This window comes from Parasaccharibacter sp. TMW 2.1884, assembly GCF_023337695.1.
Classification (GTDB): Bacteria; Pseudomonadota; Alphaproteobacteria; order Acetobacterales; family Acetobacteraceae; genus Bombella; species Bombella apis.
Window position 1 is genome coordinate 221,716 of record NZ_QORR01000001.1, and the last position, 17,191, is coordinate 238,906.

At 58.8% G+C, this 17,191-nt stretch carries 13 protein-coding genes and 1 tRNA gene; 10 read left to right on the plus strand and 4 right to left on the minus strand.

Features of this window, described 5'->3' with window-relative positions; translation table 11 throughout:
* Nucleotides 1-115 precede the first annotated feature (115 nt).
* Genes DTI93_RS00985 through DTI93_RS00995 form a run of 3 tightly spaced genes read left to right on the plus strand, consistent with a single transcriptional unit; the run spans nucleotide 116 to nucleotide 1,887 of the window.
* Complete coding sequence (locus DTI93_RS00985; protein ID WP_249079359.1) at nucleotides 116-973, plus strand: hypothetical protein; 858 nt, start codon at nucleotides 116-118, stop codon at nucleotides 971-973.
* A 21-nt stretch (nucleotides 974-994) separates the two neighbouring features.
* Nucleotides 995-1,306 carry an STAS-like domain-containing protein gene (locus DTI93_RS00990; RefSeq protein ID WP_249079361.1) on the plus strand — a complete coding sequence of 104 codons (312 nt, stop codon included), beginning with the start codon at nucleotides 995-997 and terminating at the stop codon, nucleotides 1,304-1,306.
* 2 nt (nucleotides 1,307-1,308) lie between these two features.
* Entirely contained in the window at nucleotides 1,309-1,887 is a 579-nt protein-coding gene (locus DTI93_RS00995) for a PIN domain-containing protein (RefSeq protein WP_249079362.1), read from the plus strand.
* Nucleotides 1,888-2,165: 278 nt separating this feature from the next.
* Here DTI93_RS00995 and DTI93_RS01000 read toward each other — a convergent pair.
* Both DTI93_RS01000 and DTI93_RS01005 read right to left on the minus strand, forming a co-directional pair.
* Nucleotides 2,166-2,242 (minus strand) — tRNA-Arg (locus DTI93_RS01000).
* A 70-nt stretch (nucleotides 2,243-2,312) separates the two neighbouring features.
* Nucleotides 2,313-3,293: an alpha/beta fold hydrolase gene (locus tag DTI93_RS01005; protein WP_249079364.1), complete on the minus strand. Its 981-nt coding sequence runs from the start codon at nucleotides 3,291-3,293 to the stop codon at nucleotides 2,313-2,315.
* Between the two features lie 97 nt (nucleotides 3,294-3,390).
* Between DTI93_RS01005 and polA the strand changes: the two genes are divergently transcribed.
* The 3 genes from polA to DTI93_RS01020 are packed head-to-tail and all read left to right on the plus strand — an operon-like array spanning nucleotide 3,391 to nucleotide 7,565.
* Entirely contained in the window at nucleotides 3,391-6,171 is a 2,781-nt protein-coding gene (gene polA, locus DTI93_RS01010) for a DNA polymerase I (protein WP_249079724.1), read from the plus strand.
* Nucleotides 6,172-6,206: 35 nt separating this feature from the next.
* On the plus strand, nucleotides 6,207-6,869 hold the full coding sequence (locus DTI93_RS01015) for an SCO family protein (protein ID WP_043561521.1): 663 nt from the start codon (nucleotides 6,207-6,209) through the stop codon (nucleotides 6,867-6,869).
* Nucleotides 6,870-6,887: 18 nt separating this feature from the next.
* Nucleotides 6,888-7,565 carry an HAD family hydrolase gene (locus DTI93_RS01020; RefSeq protein ID WP_103765371.1) on the plus strand — a complete coding sequence of 226 codons (678 nt, stop codon included), beginning with the start codon at nucleotides 6,888-6,890 and terminating at the stop codon, nucleotides 7,563-7,565.
* An 81-nt stretch (nucleotides 7,566-7,646) separates the two neighbouring features.
* Here DTI93_RS01020 and purD read toward each other — a convergent pair whose 3' ends face one another.
* Nucleotides 7,647-8,885 carry a phosphoribosylamine--glycine ligase gene (gene purD, locus DTI93_RS01025; RefSeq protein WP_086431138.1) on the minus strand — a complete coding sequence of 413 codons (1,239 nt, stop codon included), beginning with the start codon at nucleotides 8,883-8,885 and terminating at the stop codon, nucleotides 7,647-7,649.
* A gap of 75 nt (nucleotides 8,886-8,960) precedes the next feature.
* Here purD and xseA point away from each other — a divergent pair, with 75 nt between their 5' ends.
* A complete protein-coding gene (gene xseA / locus DTI93_RS01030) occupies nucleotides 8,961-10,412 on the plus strand; it encodes an exodeoxyribonuclease VII large subunit (RefSeq protein ID WP_249079366.1) in 1,452 nt (483 codons plus the stop codon).
* Between the two features lie 85 nt (nucleotides 10,413-10,497).
* A complete protein-coding gene (locus tag DTI93_RS01035) occupies nucleotides 10,498-10,899 on the plus strand; it encodes a hypothetical protein (protein WP_052349135.1) in 402 nt (133 codons plus the stop codon).
* A 94-nt stretch (nucleotides 10,900-10,993) separates the two neighbouring features.
* Here the strand turns inward: DTI93_RS01035 and DTI93_RS01040 are convergent, their stop codons facing one another.
* Nucleotides 10,994-13,792, minus strand: coding sequence for a ribonuclease E/G (locus tag DTI93_RS01040; protein ID WP_052349133.1), 2,799 nt, complete (start codon nucleotides 13,790-13,792; stop codon nucleotides 10,994-10,996).
* 597 nt (nucleotides 13,793-14,389) lie between these two features.
* Here DTI93_RS01040 and DTI93_RS01045 point away from each other — a divergent pair.
* Entirely contained in the window at nucleotides 14,390-15,214 is an 825-nt protein-coding gene (locus tag DTI93_RS01045) for an N-acetylmuramoyl-L-alanine amidase (RefSeq protein ID WP_043561514.1), read from the plus strand.
* A 193-nt stretch (nucleotides 15,215-15,407) separates the two neighbouring features.
* Complete coding sequence (locus DTI93_RS01050; RefSeq protein ID WP_043560779.1) at nucleotides 15,408-16,979, plus strand: 2-isopropylmalate synthase; 1,572 nt, start codon at nucleotides 15,408-15,410, stop codon at nucleotides 16,977-16,979.
* Nucleotides 16,980-17,191 lie beyond the last annotated feature (212 nt).

A 17,191-nucleotide genomic window follows, 5' to 3' on the forward strand; every position in this document is an offset into this window, starting at 1 on the left:
GGTAGAGCATGGAGCTTGCAGGGTTTCATTTTGGGTATGAGATGTCGGTCTTGTTTAGTATTGAATAACGCTACGCACATGTATATTAACATCTAAAATAGGAGATGACTTGAAAATGAATAGATTTTTTCTAAAAAATATTAATAGTCCCAAGCAAGCTTTTGCTTGTTTGGGTGATATATATAAGTTTTTTTTATCATGCCCATATAATGAAGTGATACTAGATTTTTCACGTGTTCGATGGATTGAGTCGCATTTTTCAGCTCTTCTTTTTGCAATAGAAATATTGTGTAATGATAACGATAAGAAAATTGTTTATGATGAGCTTACTTCTAATGTGAGGGATGTTTTTGAAAGAATAGGCCTTTTGAGGAGTGATTCTTCTTGTGAAAGGAATGTACGGAATATTATACCTTTAAAGTTTTTCAACGTAGAAGATGAGAATTCTTCTAGAGAATTTGCAAAATATACTGAAATTAATTTCTGTCGTATACTAAGTATATCAGAGGTTTCTGTGGTGTTGGAAAATATTAGAGACGAAATTTTAGACGGAATGAATGAGTTGTTTTCTAATGCTGAACTGCATGCGAAAGCTGAACGTGGAATTGTAACGGCAGGACAATTTTTCCCAAAGAAAAAGAAATTCGATTTTGTTATCGTAGATTTAGGAATAGGTTTTCAAGAGTGTATTCAGAATAGTAAACGGATAGATGATCCTTCGTTTTCTATAACTCCGAGTGCGGCTATCGAGTGGGGCTTCCAAGATGGGAATACGACCCGAAGAGGGGATATTCCGGGTGGTTTAGGGCTGAAAAGTTTAAAAAGTTTCATTGTAAAGAATAGAGGAGCTCTCAGCGTATTTTCACATGGAGGTTTTTGGAGCTATACAAAGGGTACAACTGAGAAAGTTGAGATGGAGTGTAATTTGCCATTAACGGTTATTGTCGTTGAGGTAAAGACTGATAAAATTTAATATTCTGTGAGGAGAGTTAAGGTGAGAAATATAAAATTGACGGACTTTGTTGAGGGCCCTTTCTGTGTATCTGACAGTGATGGGAAGAGATTAAATAAAGAAATATATAGACATTTATCTAAAAATGAGCCTGTTTCTATATCATTTTCGGGTGTGATTAGACTTACGACGGCATTTTTGAATGCTGCTATAGGTCAATTATGTGATGATTTTTCGATAGGATATATTCAGGAATATCTTAAGCCTGTAGATTTATCTACTTCCCAGCGTGAGAAATGGGATAGGACTGTCCGTAATGCGGTGGCTTTTTTTTCTAGGAATAGAAATAAATGATCGTGAATAAACTTGCTGTTGGGGCAGATTTTTTTTGTAACGGAAAAAAGATGGAAAGGGTAATGTTTGATACTAATGTTTTAAGTTTTATTTATAATCCGGATATGGATTCTAGTAGTCGTAATTCTGAAAGGCATAAAAGATATTCGGATCTATTTGATTTTTTTTTAAGAGAGGAAATAGAAATTTTCATCCCAGAAATTGTTCTTTTGGAGTATATAAACATTTCTTTAAAAGAGAAAAAAAAGAGGGATGATCGCGATAGGGGTGTGGTTTATAAGGGTAAAATTCACACCCACCCCAGATATAAAGAATGGTATAAAGAAGTGTTGTGTGATATAGAAGATATTATAGAAGCGATGAATATTGTTTATTCTTCTAGCAACCCTAATGATTTTTTGTCTTTTTTGGAGGACAATTTGGGGGAAAGAATAGATGTTAATGATTTAACAATATCAATTTTATCTATAGAAAAAGATATTCCATTAGTGACAGACGACGGTGACTTTTCTTCGCAATCTGATAAGGTGAACATAATATCGTTTAATGAACGAATAAATTCATCCAAGAAGAAACATTGATATTTTTATATGTTGCTGTTTACTATACAGGGAAGGTTTTTGTAGGTCTCTGTCTATTCAGGCAGAAACGGACCTTAATGGAATAGTGGTCACGAGAATGATAGTCTTCATGGCTTTTTAAGTAGTGATTGAATTGGTTTTTCTAGGATAAACGTTGGCAGCCCTCCAAGGGCGTCAGACAATCTCTCGATCTGATAGTGTTTGAGCAGCGTAGCCTAGATTAAATTTCTGCGGGATGCTTTTGAACTCGACATTAGAAAAAGTCGGAAGAAAGTTCATGGTGGACCCGGCGCGATTCGAACGCGCGACCTTTGCCTTCGGAGGGCAACGCTCTATCCAGCTGAGCTACGGGTCCCCGTTGACGGTACTTTTAACGGCAAGTGGCGTGCTTGCCTAGCCCTTGCGGCACTCTTTTTTTATCCATGTCAGTGTGTCTGTTCCAGCCAGAGCCACATGGTGGCGGCACTGTCTCCGCCAGAGGGGAGAAAACGGTCCGGCCACTCGATCCATGAGATGATGTCTCTGGCCGGACGGTCCTGCGGTTCACGGGTGATGAGGTGATACCCACGGGGCAGCTCATCCAGCCGGAAGAGGGACGGTGGAGCCTGTCGTATCAGCCGACGTGTGGCAGAGGCGGGGACGAACTGGTCCCTGTCTCCCCAGATGAGCAGGGTCGGTATCTGTACGGAGGGTGCCTGCTCCAGCGCACGGGCCATCAGATGCGTCAGCCCTCTCAGGGCGTGCACGTTCGTGCCGTGGCGGGTCAGCGGGTCGAAGAACATGCGGCGCATGGCCCTGAGATTGGCCGTGGCGACATGATGCCCCGGCATATGCGCACCCGTCAGCCGTGCCTGTGGCGTGATGAGGTTCCAGCCTTCCAGAAGGGTCTGCCAAGGCTCACCAATCGTCATGATGGCCGGGGCCAGAAGGATCAGCCCGTCAGGGCGGGGAGCCGTCAGGGACGTGCTGGTCAGGAGGGCAAGGGCCCCCCCCATGCTTTCCCCCATCAGATGGAGGGGCTGGCCGGGCCAGCGCTGCTGGCACCAGCGGGCTTCTTCCACGGCATCGGCAACCATCCTGTCGGTCGTGCTCCATCCCCCTTTGGCGGGGAATTCGCCAAAGCCACGCACGTCCGGTGCGACGATGAGAAAGCCCGCCCTGTTGAGGGCCGGGGCCATGACTTCCCAGGCGTCCCGGCTGTCTCCAAAGCCATGAAAGGCCAGAATGATACCACGTTGGGGAACAGTTGCCGGGTAGAGCCGTACCGGTGCCCTGCGGCCATCGGAGAGGGCAATTGTCGCACTGGCTGGGACGTAAGCCGCCTCGGCCGGGCGGTGGGGCAGGCTCCGGGGGGCTGGGGGTGTCTGGCATCCTCCGGGCAGGCCCATGAGCAGAAATGCGGACATGACGGACAGGGAGCCGTTTTTAAAACGGCGGAAATCGGCTAGAGAAGAAAGCATCTGCAAGACTGATCTGCCAGCACGGGCAGGGGAGAAAGACGGCGTGACGTCAGAAAACACACATCTGGTTCTGGTGGATGGTTCGGGGTTCATTTTCCGTGCCTTCTTTGCCATTCCCCCCATGAGCAGTCCGGAGGGTGTGCCCGTCAATGCCGTCTATGGCTTCACCAACATGCTCTCCCGGCTCATCAAGGAGCATGAAGGCCAGCCGATGGCCGTGATCTTCGATGCAGGCCGCAGGACATTCCGTAACGACATTTACCCTGATTATAAAGCCCATCGCCCCGAACCGCCGGAAGACCTGCGCCCCCAGTTCGACCTCATCCGTCAGGCGACCGACCAGTTCGGGATTCCGGCCATCGAGCTGCCGGGCTGGGAGGCGGATGACCTGCTGGCGACCTATGCCCGCCTGGTCGTGGAGCAGGGCGGCAGCTGCACCATCATCTCGTCAGACAAGGACCTGATGCAGCTTGTCCGCCCCGGTGTCTCCCTGAAAGACCCGATGAAGCAGAAGCCCATCGGTCTGGCCGAGGTTGAAGCCAAGTTTGGCGTCACGCCGGACAAGGTGGTGGATGTGCAGGCCCTCATGGGGGATTCCACGGACAACGTGCCGGGCGTGCCGGGCATCGGCCCCAAGGGAGCGGCGCAGCTGATCAATGAATATGGATCGCTGGAGGCCGTTCTGGCAGCAGCCCCCGGGATGAAGCCTTCCAAGCGGCGGCAGAATCTGATCGATCACGCCGAAGGTGCCCGCATCTCCCGGCAGCTTGTCCTGCTGGCGGATGATGTGGCCGTGCCGACACCTGTCGATGAGCTGCGTCCCCGTGAGCCGGACGCCGAAACGTTGCGGAGCTGGCTGGAGAGCATGGGGTTCTCTTCCATTCTCCAGCGCATGGGTTTTGGCGGCAAGGCCCGTCACCCGGCACAGCGCAGGCCCGAGGCCAGCCCGGCCTCAGCTGCGGCAGAGGGGCAGGATGCCGGGGAGATACCCCGGAGTGAGGCTCCTTTCGGTCCCTATGAGACCGTCACGGACAGGGACACGCTGGCCCGGTGGATCGACGCCGCCCGTGCCGCAGGACGTGTGGCCGTGGATACGGAAACAACCGGCCTGAACGCCCGCACGGCTGAAATTGTTGGCCTGTCTCTGGCCGTGGCTCCGGGCAGGGCCTGTTATGTGCCGTTCCGTCATGAAGGCACGCTGGAAGCTCCCGTGGGCGACCAGCTGGACGTGAAGGCCACGCTGGATCAGCTGGCCCCGCTGATGGCCGATGAGGCCGTCCTGAAGATTTTCCAGAATGCAAAATATGACCTCACCATCCTGCGGCAGGCCGGTCTGGAGGTCATTGCCCCGCTGGATGATACAATGCTGCTGTCCTACGCCCAGTCCGCCGGGGCGCACGGGCAGGGCATGGATGAACTCTCCCGCCTGCATCTGGATCATACCCCCATTCCCTATGATGACGTGACGGGCAAGGGGCGCAACCGGGTGCCTTTCACGCAGGTGCCGCTGGATAAAGCGACTGCCTATGCAGCGGACGACGCCGACGTGACGCTGCGCCTCTGGGAGGTGCTGCGTGTGACGCTGCCCCGCCAGAAGGCGGCGGCCCTGTATGAGGAAATGGAACGCCCGCTCATCACCGTTCTGGAGCGCATGGAGGAAGCTGGCGTGCGGGTGGACGCCGATGAGCTGCGCCGCCTGTCGGAGGATTTCGCCACCCGCATGGCGGAGATGGAACAGGGGATTCATGATCGGGCGGGGCGGCCCTTCAACATCGGGTCGCCCAAGCAGCTGGGGGAAATCCTGTTTGATGAGATGGGCCTTCCCGGTGGCAAGCGCACCAAAACGGGCTCGTGGGGAACGGATTCCCGTGTGCTGGAAGAGCTGGCCGAGCAGGGCCATGATCTGCCGACGGCAATCCTGAACTGGCGGCGTCTGGCCAAGCTGAAATCCACCTATGCGGATGCGCTGCTCAAGCTGATGGACCCGAAGACCCAGCGTGTGCATACCACCTTCCAGATGACGACCACGACCACGGGGCGTCTCTCCTCCAACGAGCCGAACCTCCAGAACATTCCCATCCGCACGGAGGAGGGGGCACGCATCCGTCAGGCTTTCGTGGCGGCTCCGGGGTACAGGCTTCTGTCTGCCGATTACAGCCAGATCGAGCTGCGCCTTCTGGCCCATGTGGCACAGATTGAGCCATTGCTGGATGCGTTCCGTCACGGGCAGGACATCCATGCCCGCACGGCGTCCGAAGTGTTCGGCATCCCGTTGGAAGAGATGGACCCGCTGACAAGGCGACGGGCCAAGGCCATCAATTTCGGCATCATTTACGGCATTTCGGCCTTCGGGCTGGCCCGGCAGCTTCAGGTGCCGCAGGGCGAGGCCAAACGCTATATCGAGGCCTATTTTGACCGCTATCCCGGTATCCGGGATTATATGGAAAAGATGAAGGAAGAGGCCCGGGAGAAGGGTTATGTGCTGACCCCCTTCGGTCGCCGCTGCTATGTGCCGGGAATCACGGCAAAGCAGGCAGCGCAGCGGTCCTATGCCGAGCGTCAGGCCATCAATGCTCCCCTGCAGGGTGGGGCGGCGGACATCATCAAGAAGGCCATGGTCACCCTGCCGGACCGTCTGGCCGAGGCCGGGCTGAAGGCCCGGATGCTGCTTCAGGTACATGATGAGCTGCTTTTTGAAGTCCCGGAAGCCGAGGCTGAGGAGACGGCGGCCCTCGTGAGGGAGGTCATGGAATCTGTGGCCAGGCTGGATGTGGCCCTCTCCGTGGAAACGGGGCTTGGCCAGAACTGGGCTGAGGCGCACTGATGCAGCCGGACAGGAATGAGGAGACAGGAACAGACATGACGGACCGTTCGAAGACCGGGGCAGGCCCGGAAACTGACCCGAAGAAAACAGTCGTCCGTCGGGCCGGGCTGGTCGTTCTGGGGCTGATACTGCTGGCAGGGCTGCTGGGCTATGGTGGTTACTGGCTCTCCACAGGGGCGGATGAAGGGGCACGGGTTCACGCACAGGGCAATGTGGTGGGCGGCTCCTTCCGGGTCTTTTCCCTTGGTGGTGGCATGGTGACGGAAGGTGATTTCCGGGGCTCATGGACGGTCGTCTGGTTTGTAGACCCACGCTGCCCGCCGGAACGCTGCCAGCCTCCGCTCAAGGCTCTGGACCAGACCCTCGTGACGATGAAGCAGAAAGGCCAGCCTGTCCTGCCTCTGGTCGTCTCGCTGGATGCCCGGGCGGAAGACCCGGACACGCTGAAGGACTATGTGATGGGCGTAGCCCCGCACATCTTCCCGGTCTTTGCGACCCCGAACATGACACAGGCCATGACACGCCTCTACCATGCGCCCTATGCGCTGGAGCCGGGGCAGAGTTACTATCAGTCGGCTCCATCTTTTGTGGTCATGACACCGGAAGGTCATTACGCTGACACGCTGCCCGTGACGGATGATGCAGCTGGTCTGACGGCGGGTCTGGAACAGATCATGGCCCGTTCAGGACAGAATTGAGAGCAAGGAAGAGCCCACATGCTACGTTACCCCATTCTTCTGCTGGATTATGACGGCACTTTGGCCGAGACCCGCCCTGCCATCCTGCGGAGTCTGGAGGAGGCCTTCACGGATATCGGCCGGACGCCACCGCCCCGTTCCTACCTGAAGGAGCGGCTGGGCAAGGGGGATGCGCTACAGGGGTTCTATCAGAGCATTGTGGATGAAGGGGCCTCCATGGATGAGGCCCAGCGTTATGTGGCTGCCTACCGCCAGCGTTATGCCCAGGCGGATGAGGAAGAAACCTATCTGTATGACGGAGCCCATGAGGTGCTCCAGATTCTCCAGGGGCGGGGCTACAGGATGATTGCCGTAAGCAACAAGCACGGCCCGACCCTGCGGCACAGCCTTGCCCGGTTTCAGCTGGAGCCGTTTTTTGAGGCGTCCATCGGTGCTGAAGAGGGGCTGCCCCGCAAGCCGGAGAAGGAGGTTTTCACGCAGCGTCTGGCCCATATGCTGCCGGGCTGGGGGGCGGAGCAGTGCCTCATGGTGGGTGATACGACAGCGGATATCGGGTTTGCCCAGACCCTTGGCATGGATGTCTGCTGGGCCAGTTACGGTCACGGTGTGGCAGAGGTTTGCAGGGAGATGAAACCTACCTATCAGTTTGACAGCTTGTGGGAACTGCCGAATCTGCTGTCAGAAACGGAAAGCTGACAGAACCCGGCGGACAGGTTCATACGGAACAGGCCCGGCTCATTTTCATGGGCCGGGCCTGTTTTGCAGGTGCGGAAAATCTTACAGCCCGATGTCGCTGCGGAGCATCTTGTCATCCCACTGGATGGTCGCAGCAGCTTCATAGGCCCGGGAGCGTGCCTTGGCCGCCGTGGGACCCGTGGCGCAGATGGTCAGGACACGCCCGCCATTGGCCAGAAGCCGGTCGCCATCCATCTTGGTTCCGGCATGGAAGACGGATACACCGGGCAGCTGTTCCGTCCGGTCCAGCCCGGAAATGACACCGCCCTTGACGGGCGCATCCGGGTATCCCTTGGCGGCCAGCACCAGAGAAATGGATGGCTTGTCCGAGAAGCGGATGCTGTCCTCGGACAGCGTGCCTTCCGCCAGAGCCTTGAGGGCAGGGAGAAGGTCGCTTTCCAGACGGATGAGCAGGGCCTGTGCTTCCGGGTCACCAAAGCGCACGTTGTATTCGATCAGCTTCGGCCCTTCTTCCGTCAGCATCAGGCCAGCAAAGATGACGCCACGGAACGGCGTGCCCCGGCGGACCATCTCGGCCAGCATCGGGCGGACCGTGAGGTCCAGTGCGGCTTCCTGCGCCGCCCGGTCGAAATCCGGTGGCGGGCAGATGGCTCCCATGCCGCCGGTGTTTGGCCCGGTATCGCCATCACCGACCCGCTTGTGGTCCCGTGCAGCCCCGATCAGGCTGGCTTTGTCATCCGCACAGAAGGCGAAGAGGGACACTTCCCGTCCGACAAGACATTCCTCGATCACCAGCGGCAGGCCGAGGCGGTCGATGGCTTCCAGAGCCTCATCCACGCTCTGGGCCACGACCACGCCTTTGCCGGCGGCCAGACCATCCGCCTTGATGACGATGGGAGCACCCTGTTCACGGACGTAGGCCTTGGCGGCCTCCTTGCTGCTGCTGGCGTCGAAACGCTGCCAGCGGGCGGTGGGGATACCGGCAGCATCGGCCACTTCCTTGGTGAAGGCCTTGCTGCCTTCCAGAGCGGCGGCAGCCTGGGAGGGGCCAGCGCAGGCGATACCCGCTTTCTGGCAGGCATCGGTCAGCCCTGCCACGAGGGAGACTTCTGGCCCCGGTACGACGAGGTCGATCTTTTCCTTCCGGGCGAACTCGACAAGACCGGCAATGTCATCAGCCGCAATGGGAACACAGCGTGCGCAGGCTGCCATGCCGGGGTTGCCGGGGGCGGCAAAGAGTGTGTCCAGCAGAGGGGACCGGGCAATGGCTGTGGCAAGGGCATGTTCCCGCCCACCTGAACCCACCAGAAGTACGCGCATCCTGTTTCCTTTTATATCTCGTGTGATGCAGATAGCCGCTTTCACGTCATCTGCCATTTAGCATAGAATGGCCGCATGATGGAACGAGAGAGCCTTCTTTCTCCCGCCGGACCGCAGGGCGGTACAGGGCCGGGGAGCAGCAACATACCGGAATATTCCGTAGGAGCCATTTCCTCGGCGATCAAACGTGTGCTGGAAGGCATCTTCGGGCGGGTACGTGTCCGTGGCGAGATCACGGAGATGAAGCGGTATGCTTCCGGTCATGTCTATCTCTCCCTCAAGGATGAGGGCGGGAAGATATCGGGTGTCATCTGGCGGGGGAACGTCTCCCGGCTGGGGATGGTGCCGGAGAATGGAACGGAGGTCATCGCCACCGGGAAGATTTCGTCCTATGGCGAACGCTCAAACTATCAGCTCATCATCGACAGCATGGAGTTTGCAGGGGAAGGTGCCCTTCTGGCCCGGATCGAAGCCCTGCGTGTCCGCCTGCGGGATGAGGGGCTGTTCGATCAGGGGCGCAAGAAGCCCATTCCGTTCCTGCCCCGTTGCGTGGGGGTGGTGACGTCCCGGTCCGGGGCGGTGCTGCACGACATCTGCACGACCATATCCCGCCGTTTCCCGCGGGATGTCCTGCTCTGGCCCGTGGCAGTGCAGGGGGAAGGGGCAGCCCGTCAGATCACCCATGCCGTGCAGGCCATGGGGAACCTTCCCAATCCGCCTGATGTGCTGATCGTGGCCCGTGGTGGTGGCTCATTGGAGGACCTGATGGCCTTCAATGATGAAGCCGTGGTACGGGCCGTGGCGGCCTGCCCCCTGCCGGTGATTTCTGCCGTGGGGCATGAGACGGATACGACCCTCGTTGATTACGCTGCCGACCGTCGGGCCCCCACACCGACTGCCGCCGCTGAAATGGCGGTGCCCCTGCGGTCCGAGCTGATGGCGGACCTCGCCCATCGGGCGGCACGGCTTTCTGGTGGTCTGGCGGGGATACTGCAGCGGCAGGGGCTGCGGCTCCAGGCCGTGGCGGCCCGGATGCCGGACCTTCCAGGGCTTCTGGACACAGCCCGGATGCGGCTGGATGATCGTGCCCAGAGGCTGGAGCTGGCCCTGCCGGGATTTGTGATGCGTGCCCGTGCCCGGCTGGGGCAGGCTGCCTATCATTTGCCCGCCGTGGAGACCGTCATGGGGCAGCGGCGTGGCCTCGTGGAGGCACAGGCCGGGCGGTTGCAGTCTGGTTGGGAGCGGTATCTGGATGGCTGCCAGATGCGTCTGTTGCGGGCGCCGTTGCGGCTGGAGACGGTGCAGTCCCGGCTTGCCCTCCAGCGGACGAGGCTGGAAGGGGTGGCCCGGCATCTGAAGGCCGTCTCACCCCTCGCCATTCTGGAACGGGGCTATGTTCTGGTGCAGGATGAGGCAGGTCATGCCGTGACATCATCCGCTGCCCTGCCAGTGGGGAGCCATGTGCAGCTTTCCTTTGCGGATGGTGTCCGGCAGGCCCGGCTGGACCCGGATGAAGGCCGCAGATAGTCTGCACAGGAGATTTCGGAGCCCCGGGAGCCATCATGGCGTCCCGGGGAAGGACAGGACATCCATGAGGATGTGGAGGAGGGATATGGTGCGTAACATTGCGAGGGGCCGCCACAGATGTGGCTTGCAGAGACTGGGCTGTGGCCTGCTTCTTGTGGCAGGGAGTGTCCTGGCAGGCTGTAGCAGCCAGCCAACAGCCCGGCAGGTCGAGGCAGCGCAACATCCGGCCATCCAGAGCTTTGCCGGGGCGCCGTCTGGTGGGGGGAGCGGGGACAGTTCGTCCTCACCACAGATGAAGACGAACCTGCCATCTGCTCCCGTCAATACACCGCTTTGTGGTACGGCCCTGCGTGAGCAGGCCAGTACGGGGAGCGAAATCTATGGTCGCAGTCTGGCCACAGGCAACAGCTGTACCCGTAATGCCTGCTTCCAGCCATTGACGGGGACGTTCATTGCGGAGGATGGCAACAATAGCGTCTGTCGCTAACATCATATTTTTTTTGTGGATGTGAAAAGGGCGGCCAGAGAGTGATCTGGCCGCCCTTTTTCATGGGCTCCGATGGGAGGGGGAGGAGGCGCCTTTAGCGCTTCCACCAGCCGACACGCCGCTTTTTGGGCTTTGCCTCATCGATATTGACAGGCTGCGGTGCTGCCACATTCTCGACCGGGGCTGTGTCCTCAGCCTTGGGGGCGGCTGCTACAGGGGCCTCTTCTGCCGTGTCCGCCTTTTTGCGGCGAGCTGGGCGCCGCCGACGGGCTGGTTTTGCCTCTGTCTCGGTTGGTGTCTCATTGTCCACACCGGTTTCAGCGACAGAAACAGGCGCCTCTTCCGCAGCCGGGGCAGCGTCCGCTTCTGCCGTTTCGTTCCGTGCCGGGCGGCGGCGGGGACGGGGGCGGCGCGCCTGACGACGAGCGGCTTCCTCTTCAGCCTCGGCAGGATCGACTGGACGGGCCGGTATCTTCACGACACGATTGTCGTCTTCTTCCTGGTCTTCGTCCACCACGATGCGGCTGCGTGTAGCCGGGCGGCGACGGGTACGGGTGCGACGGGCCGGTTTTTCATCATCCCCTTCTGCAGGGCTTCCCGTTTCCACGGGCTGCCTGTGGGGGCGGGAAGAAACGGCAGGTTCTTCTTCTGTGGCAGGAGGGGCTTCAGCACGTCCGCTCAGGCGGGCCTCCTGCTGTTCCATCATGTCGAAGATGTCGATGCCAGCCCCCTGGAAGGGATTGGCCGGTGTTGGTCCCTGATAGCCAGAAGATGCCTGACTGGGGGCCGGTTCATCCTGATGGCGTGCCGGGCGGCGACGGGATGCAGGGCGTTCACGGCGGCGGCTGGGCTGCTCGGTCTCTTCCTCACGGTGGCTTGGAGCAGACGGAGCGGCGGTCGTGACACGCCGTGTCCTTGTCCGGCGACGACCGGGCATGAGAGCCTGGTCATCATTGGTATCTGCCGTGCTGTCAGCCTCTGGCGCTGCGGGGCTCGCCTCCTGCAGGCTGGTCTCTGCCGTTTCGTCCCGGGTCTCCTGCTCGTTGCGGCGACGTCCACCACGGCGGCGGCGGCGACGACGGGAGATGCTTTCACTGCCCGTTTCCTGTTCGTCCCGGGTATCTTCGGCCTCGGCTGGCAGGCTGGCTTCCATTGCAGGGGCAGCCCCTTCCGTGATGTCGATCGTACGGACCGTGTTGACAGGGCTGTCCTCACGGGAGGGTTTCTGGCGTGCGGCCAGCCGTTCGATGCGGAGCTCGCCTTCCGGCAGGCTGTCGTCATTTTCGAAACGGATGGTCATGTCATGCCGTTGTTCAAGCTGGCTGATGGCAGCCCGTTTGCTGTTGAGCATGTAAAGAACGATGCTGGGGCTGACATGGACGATAATGTCCGAAGAGCGACGGCGGCTGGCTTCATCCTCCACGCTGCGGAGGACCTGGAGGGCCATGCTTTCCACACCCCGGATGAAGCCGGTACCCTGACAGTGCGGGCAGGGGCTGAGCATGCTCTCGGCAATGGAGGGGCGCAGACGCTGCCGGGACATTTCCAGCAGGCCGAAATGGGAGATGCGGCCCAGCTGGATGCGGGCACGGTCCACCCGGAGGGCATCCTTGAGGCGCTTTTCCACCTGGCTGTTGTGGCGGCGGCTTTCCATGTCGATGAAGTCGATCACGATTAGCCCGGCCAGATCACGCAGGCGCAGCTGGCGGGCGACCTCCTCGGCCGCTTCCAGATTGGTGCGGAGGGCGGTTTCCTCGATATTGCGCTGGGAGGTGGACTTGCCGGAGTTGACGTCAATGGCCACCAGAGCTTCAGTCTGGTTGATGACGAGATATCCGCCGGATTCCAGCTTTACCGTCGGTGAGAACATGGCCTCCAGGTGGCTCTCCACCTGATAATGGGCGAAGAGATTCTGCCCCCTGTTCTGCCACATGCGGATGCGGCTGGCATTGTGGGGCATCAGCAGGCGGGCAAATTCCTTCGTGTTTTTCCATGCCTCTTCCCCATCCACCAGTACGGTCTCGATATCACGGGTGAACAGGTCCCGGATGGCCCGCTTGATCAGGCTTGCTTCCTCATAGATCAGCGCCGGGGCGATGGAGGAGAGGGCGTGGTTGCGGATGTTGTCCCATAGCTGGAGAAGGTAGTCGCAGTCTTTGGTGATTTCCGCTTCCGGGCGGCCTGCACCGGCCGTGCGGATGATCATGGCCATCGTCCGGGGCAGGTCCAGCTTGCCGACAATGTCCCGCAGGCGACGACGGTCCGTTTCGGAGGTGATCTTGCGGGAGACCCCACCGCCACGCAGGGCGTTGGGCATCAGCACGCCATATCGTCCGGCAAGGGAGAGGTAGGTCGTCAGGGCGGCGCCCTTGTTGCCACGTTCTTCCTTGACAACCTGGACAAGGATCACCTGCCGACGGCGGATGACTTCCTGAATGCGGTAATTGCGGAGGAACCGGGCCATGCGGCGGCTGGCGCTCTGTTCCTCACCGGTATCATGTTCCCCGCTGACGATCTCCGGGCCGGGCTCGTCATCCTCGGGAAGGCTGTCTTCGTCATCATCAGCCTCTGGATCGCTGTCCCGGCCCCGCTGCTCGGCAGCGTATTCTTCTTCCTGCAGGGCAAGGAGCTTTTCCCTGTCCGCAACGGGGATCTGGAAATAGTCGGGGTGGATCTCGCTGAAGGCCAGAAAGCCGTGGCGGTTGCCGCCGTAATCCACGAAGGCCGCCTGGAGGCTGGGCTCTACACGGATGACCTTGGCGAGGTAGATGTTGCCTTTGAGCTGACGGCGCGCTGATGTCTCGACATCATAATCTTCAATGCGCTTGCCGTTCATGACCACAACGCGGGTTTCTTCGGCGTGTGTGGCGTCTATGAGCATCTGCTTTGTCATGAAGGACTGGACTCCGTGGCGCACGGGGCATGGCCCTGTCTGCGCCGATTGTCTTGGTCAGCAGAGGGCAGGTGGTCCGGTCTCTTGCGGGCAGATACCCTGAGGGGGTCGCCAGATTGGATAACACAGAACAGCATTGCAGCCTCTGGTAAACACGCTGATGGCAGGTCCTGCCATCGGGAATTGACGCAGCCCGCCGGGGGATGGTGTGGCCATCCGGGTAGGCTGCCTGTGGTTCGGATGCAGTGTCTCCGCCAGGGTGTGAGCACACCGGGAACAACCGTCCCGGGCTATCTGCACCAAACGGCGCGAAAGGTACTGCATGTGCGGGCCCTGTCTGATGCTGTCCTGCCTGCCCGTTGTCAGGGGCGGGGATGCATGGGAGATCCGGGCTTCTGCAAAGCGACAATGGCCTAAATCGGCCTTCATGGCAAGTGGGTAGTTGGGGGGTGGTGAAAGGGGCAGAATAAAGCCATTTTTTCCTGTCTGTATCGGGCTGTTAACCAAAGAAAGCAGGAAGATTGTTCCCGTGGCAGGAATGATCGCCTAATGGGGTGTGACAGGCAGGACCTGGACCGGAGAGGGAGGAGGATCACCATGGCAAAGCTGACACGTCGTCATCTTCTTGGTGCGGCTGCCAGCGGGCTGCTGGCGGGCGGAGCGGGAAAGGCTGCGGCAGCACGGCATGGCTTGCGGAAGGCCCCCGCCGTATTGCGTGGAGCATCACCGCCCAGACCCGTCATCATGCTGGACCCCGGCCATGGCGGAAAAGACCCCGGGGCCATCGGTGTCTCAGGAACGTATGAGAAGCATATTGCTGTGGCTGCAGCAACGGAGCTGCGCGCGCTTCTCATGGCGTCTGGCCGGTATGATGTGGTGCTGAGCCGGACGGATGACCGTTTCATCCCCCTTGCCGGGCGGGTGGAGCTGGCCCATCGGCACAAGGCGGATCTTTTCATCTCCATGCATGCCGATGCGCTGCATCAGTCTGATGTGCGTGGGGCCAGTGTCTATACGCTGTCCGGCAACGCTTCGGACAGGCAGACCGCCCTGCTGGCAGAGACGGAAAACAGTGCCGACCGTTTTGCCGGGCCGGGCATGGCCGACGTGCCGCCGGATGTGGAGGAAATACTCAACAGTCTTGTTCGTGAAGAGACGCGCCGGGGGTCTGCGCATATGGCGGCCAGTGTGATCCGGTCATTCCAGAACCGCATCCAGCTCCTGCATCATCCATCCCGCCATGCGGCCTTCCGGGTTCTGAAGTCTGGAGACATTCCGTCTGTTCTGGTGGAAATGGGGTTCATGTCCAACCATCTGGATGAACAGGCGCTGCGTCGTGCTGCCCACCGTACGCAGATCACCCAGGCCATGAAACAGGCCATTGATGGCTATTTCCTACGGCAGCGGAAAGGGATGCTGTAAAAAAACAGAGAGTTCCGCTTGCATTCCCTGTCATTGCTCGCTAGCGTGGAGGGGTAATGACATTTTTTCACGCCCTCCTTCTACGACTTATGAACCCCTGAACGCCATACAGGCGAGCAGGTTGCTTTGCTGCGTTCAGGGGTATTTTTTCCCATTTCGGGTTTTCGTAGATATCTGGAGTTAGAGCGTAGTTATGTCTTTTCAGCATCCTTCCTTTGGTCATGTTGCCGATAACCGTGTCATCATTTTTGACACGACCCTGCGTGATGGTGAGCAGTCCCCTGGTTTCTCCATGAATCTGGGCGAGAAGCTGCGGATGGCCCATGCGCTGGCAGCTCTGGGCGTTGACGTCATAGAGGCAGGCTTCCCGGCTGCATCGGAAGGAGACTTCGAGAGCGTGAAGCAGATTGCCGATAATGTGGATGGCCCCGTCATCTGTGGTCTGGCCCGCAGCGCCGCCAAAGATATCGAGGCTGCCGGAAGGGCCATCAAGGGCGCACGGCGTGGGCGTATCCACAACTTCATCTCCACGTCTCCACTGCACATGAAGTACAAGCTGCGGATGGAGCCGGAGCGGGTGTTGGAGCTGATCGCTTTCGGCAACAAGGAATCCCGCCGTTACACGGATGACGTGGAATGGTCTGCTGAGGATGGATCCCGCACGGACCCGGATTTTCTGTGCCGCTGTGTGGAAACGGCCATTGCCAACGGGGCAACGACCATCAACATTCCCGATACGGTCGGGTTTGCAACCCCCGATGAGATGGAGCGCATCTTCAATATGCTGAGGGAGCGTGTGCCGGGGGCGGATCAGGTCATTTTCTCCACGCACAACCACAATGATCTGGGGCTGGCTGTTGGCAACACGCTGGCAGCGGTTGAAGGTGGTGCCCGACAGATTGAATGTACGATCAACGGCATTGGCGAGCGTGCTGGTAATGCCGCTCTGGAAGAAGTCGTGATGGCCCTGCGGACCCGTCATGACCGTTATGGCATGGAAACCGGCATTGAAACGCCCCGCCTGCTGGGCATGTCCCGTCTGCTGGCGACCATCACGGGCTTCGATGTCCAGCCGAACAAGGCCATCGTGGGGCGGAATGCCTTCGCCCATGAGAGTGGCATCCATCAGGATGGCATCCTGAAGCATGCCGGGACTTATGAGATCATGACGCCGGAAAGCGTGGGCTGGACGAGCACCTCGCTGGTGCTGGGCAAACATTCCGGCCGTGCGGCCTTCCGGGACAAGCTGAAGGCTCTGGGTTATGATGACCTGACTGAAGAGACGGTCAATGCGGCCTTCCAGCGTTTCAAGACCCTGGCAGACCACAAGAAGATCGTTTTTGATGATGATGTGCGGGCACTGGTGGATGATGAGAGCCGTGACCATGAGCGTGTCCGTCTGACCTCGCTGGAGCTGAAGGGCGGTACGCAGCATGCTGCCCAGGTCGTTCTGGATATCGAGGTGGATGGTGAGGCCCGTCATGTCTCTGCCACGGGCAATGGGCCTGTGGATGCCGTGTTCCGGGCCATCGGTGAGGCCTTCCCGCATCAGGCGACGCTGGCGCTGTTCTCCGTGGCCAATGTGACAGAAGGTACGGATGCGCAGGCCCGTACGACCGTGCGTCTCCAGGAAGGGGGGCGCCTGGTGGACGGGCAGGGGAGTGACCCGGATACGGTCGTTTCGGCAGCCCGGGCCTATATCCATGCCCTGAACAAGCTGCTGGTGAAACGTCTGCGGGGTGAACCGGAAGAAATGTCTGCCTGAAGATGAGAGAAGGGGACCGGTAGCCGATACTGCCATGCCTGCATGTCGGCTGCTGTTTTCCTTCTGTCATGGTGGGGATGAAACGTTACCGCATGTTAATTGAAGCGGAGTTTTCTGCGAAAAATATTGTCTCTGGCAGGAATATGGCCTTGCTGAACTGTTGTGGGGCTCTATAATTTGTGGCGAATGCTGTGGGTGGTGTTCTGCTTATT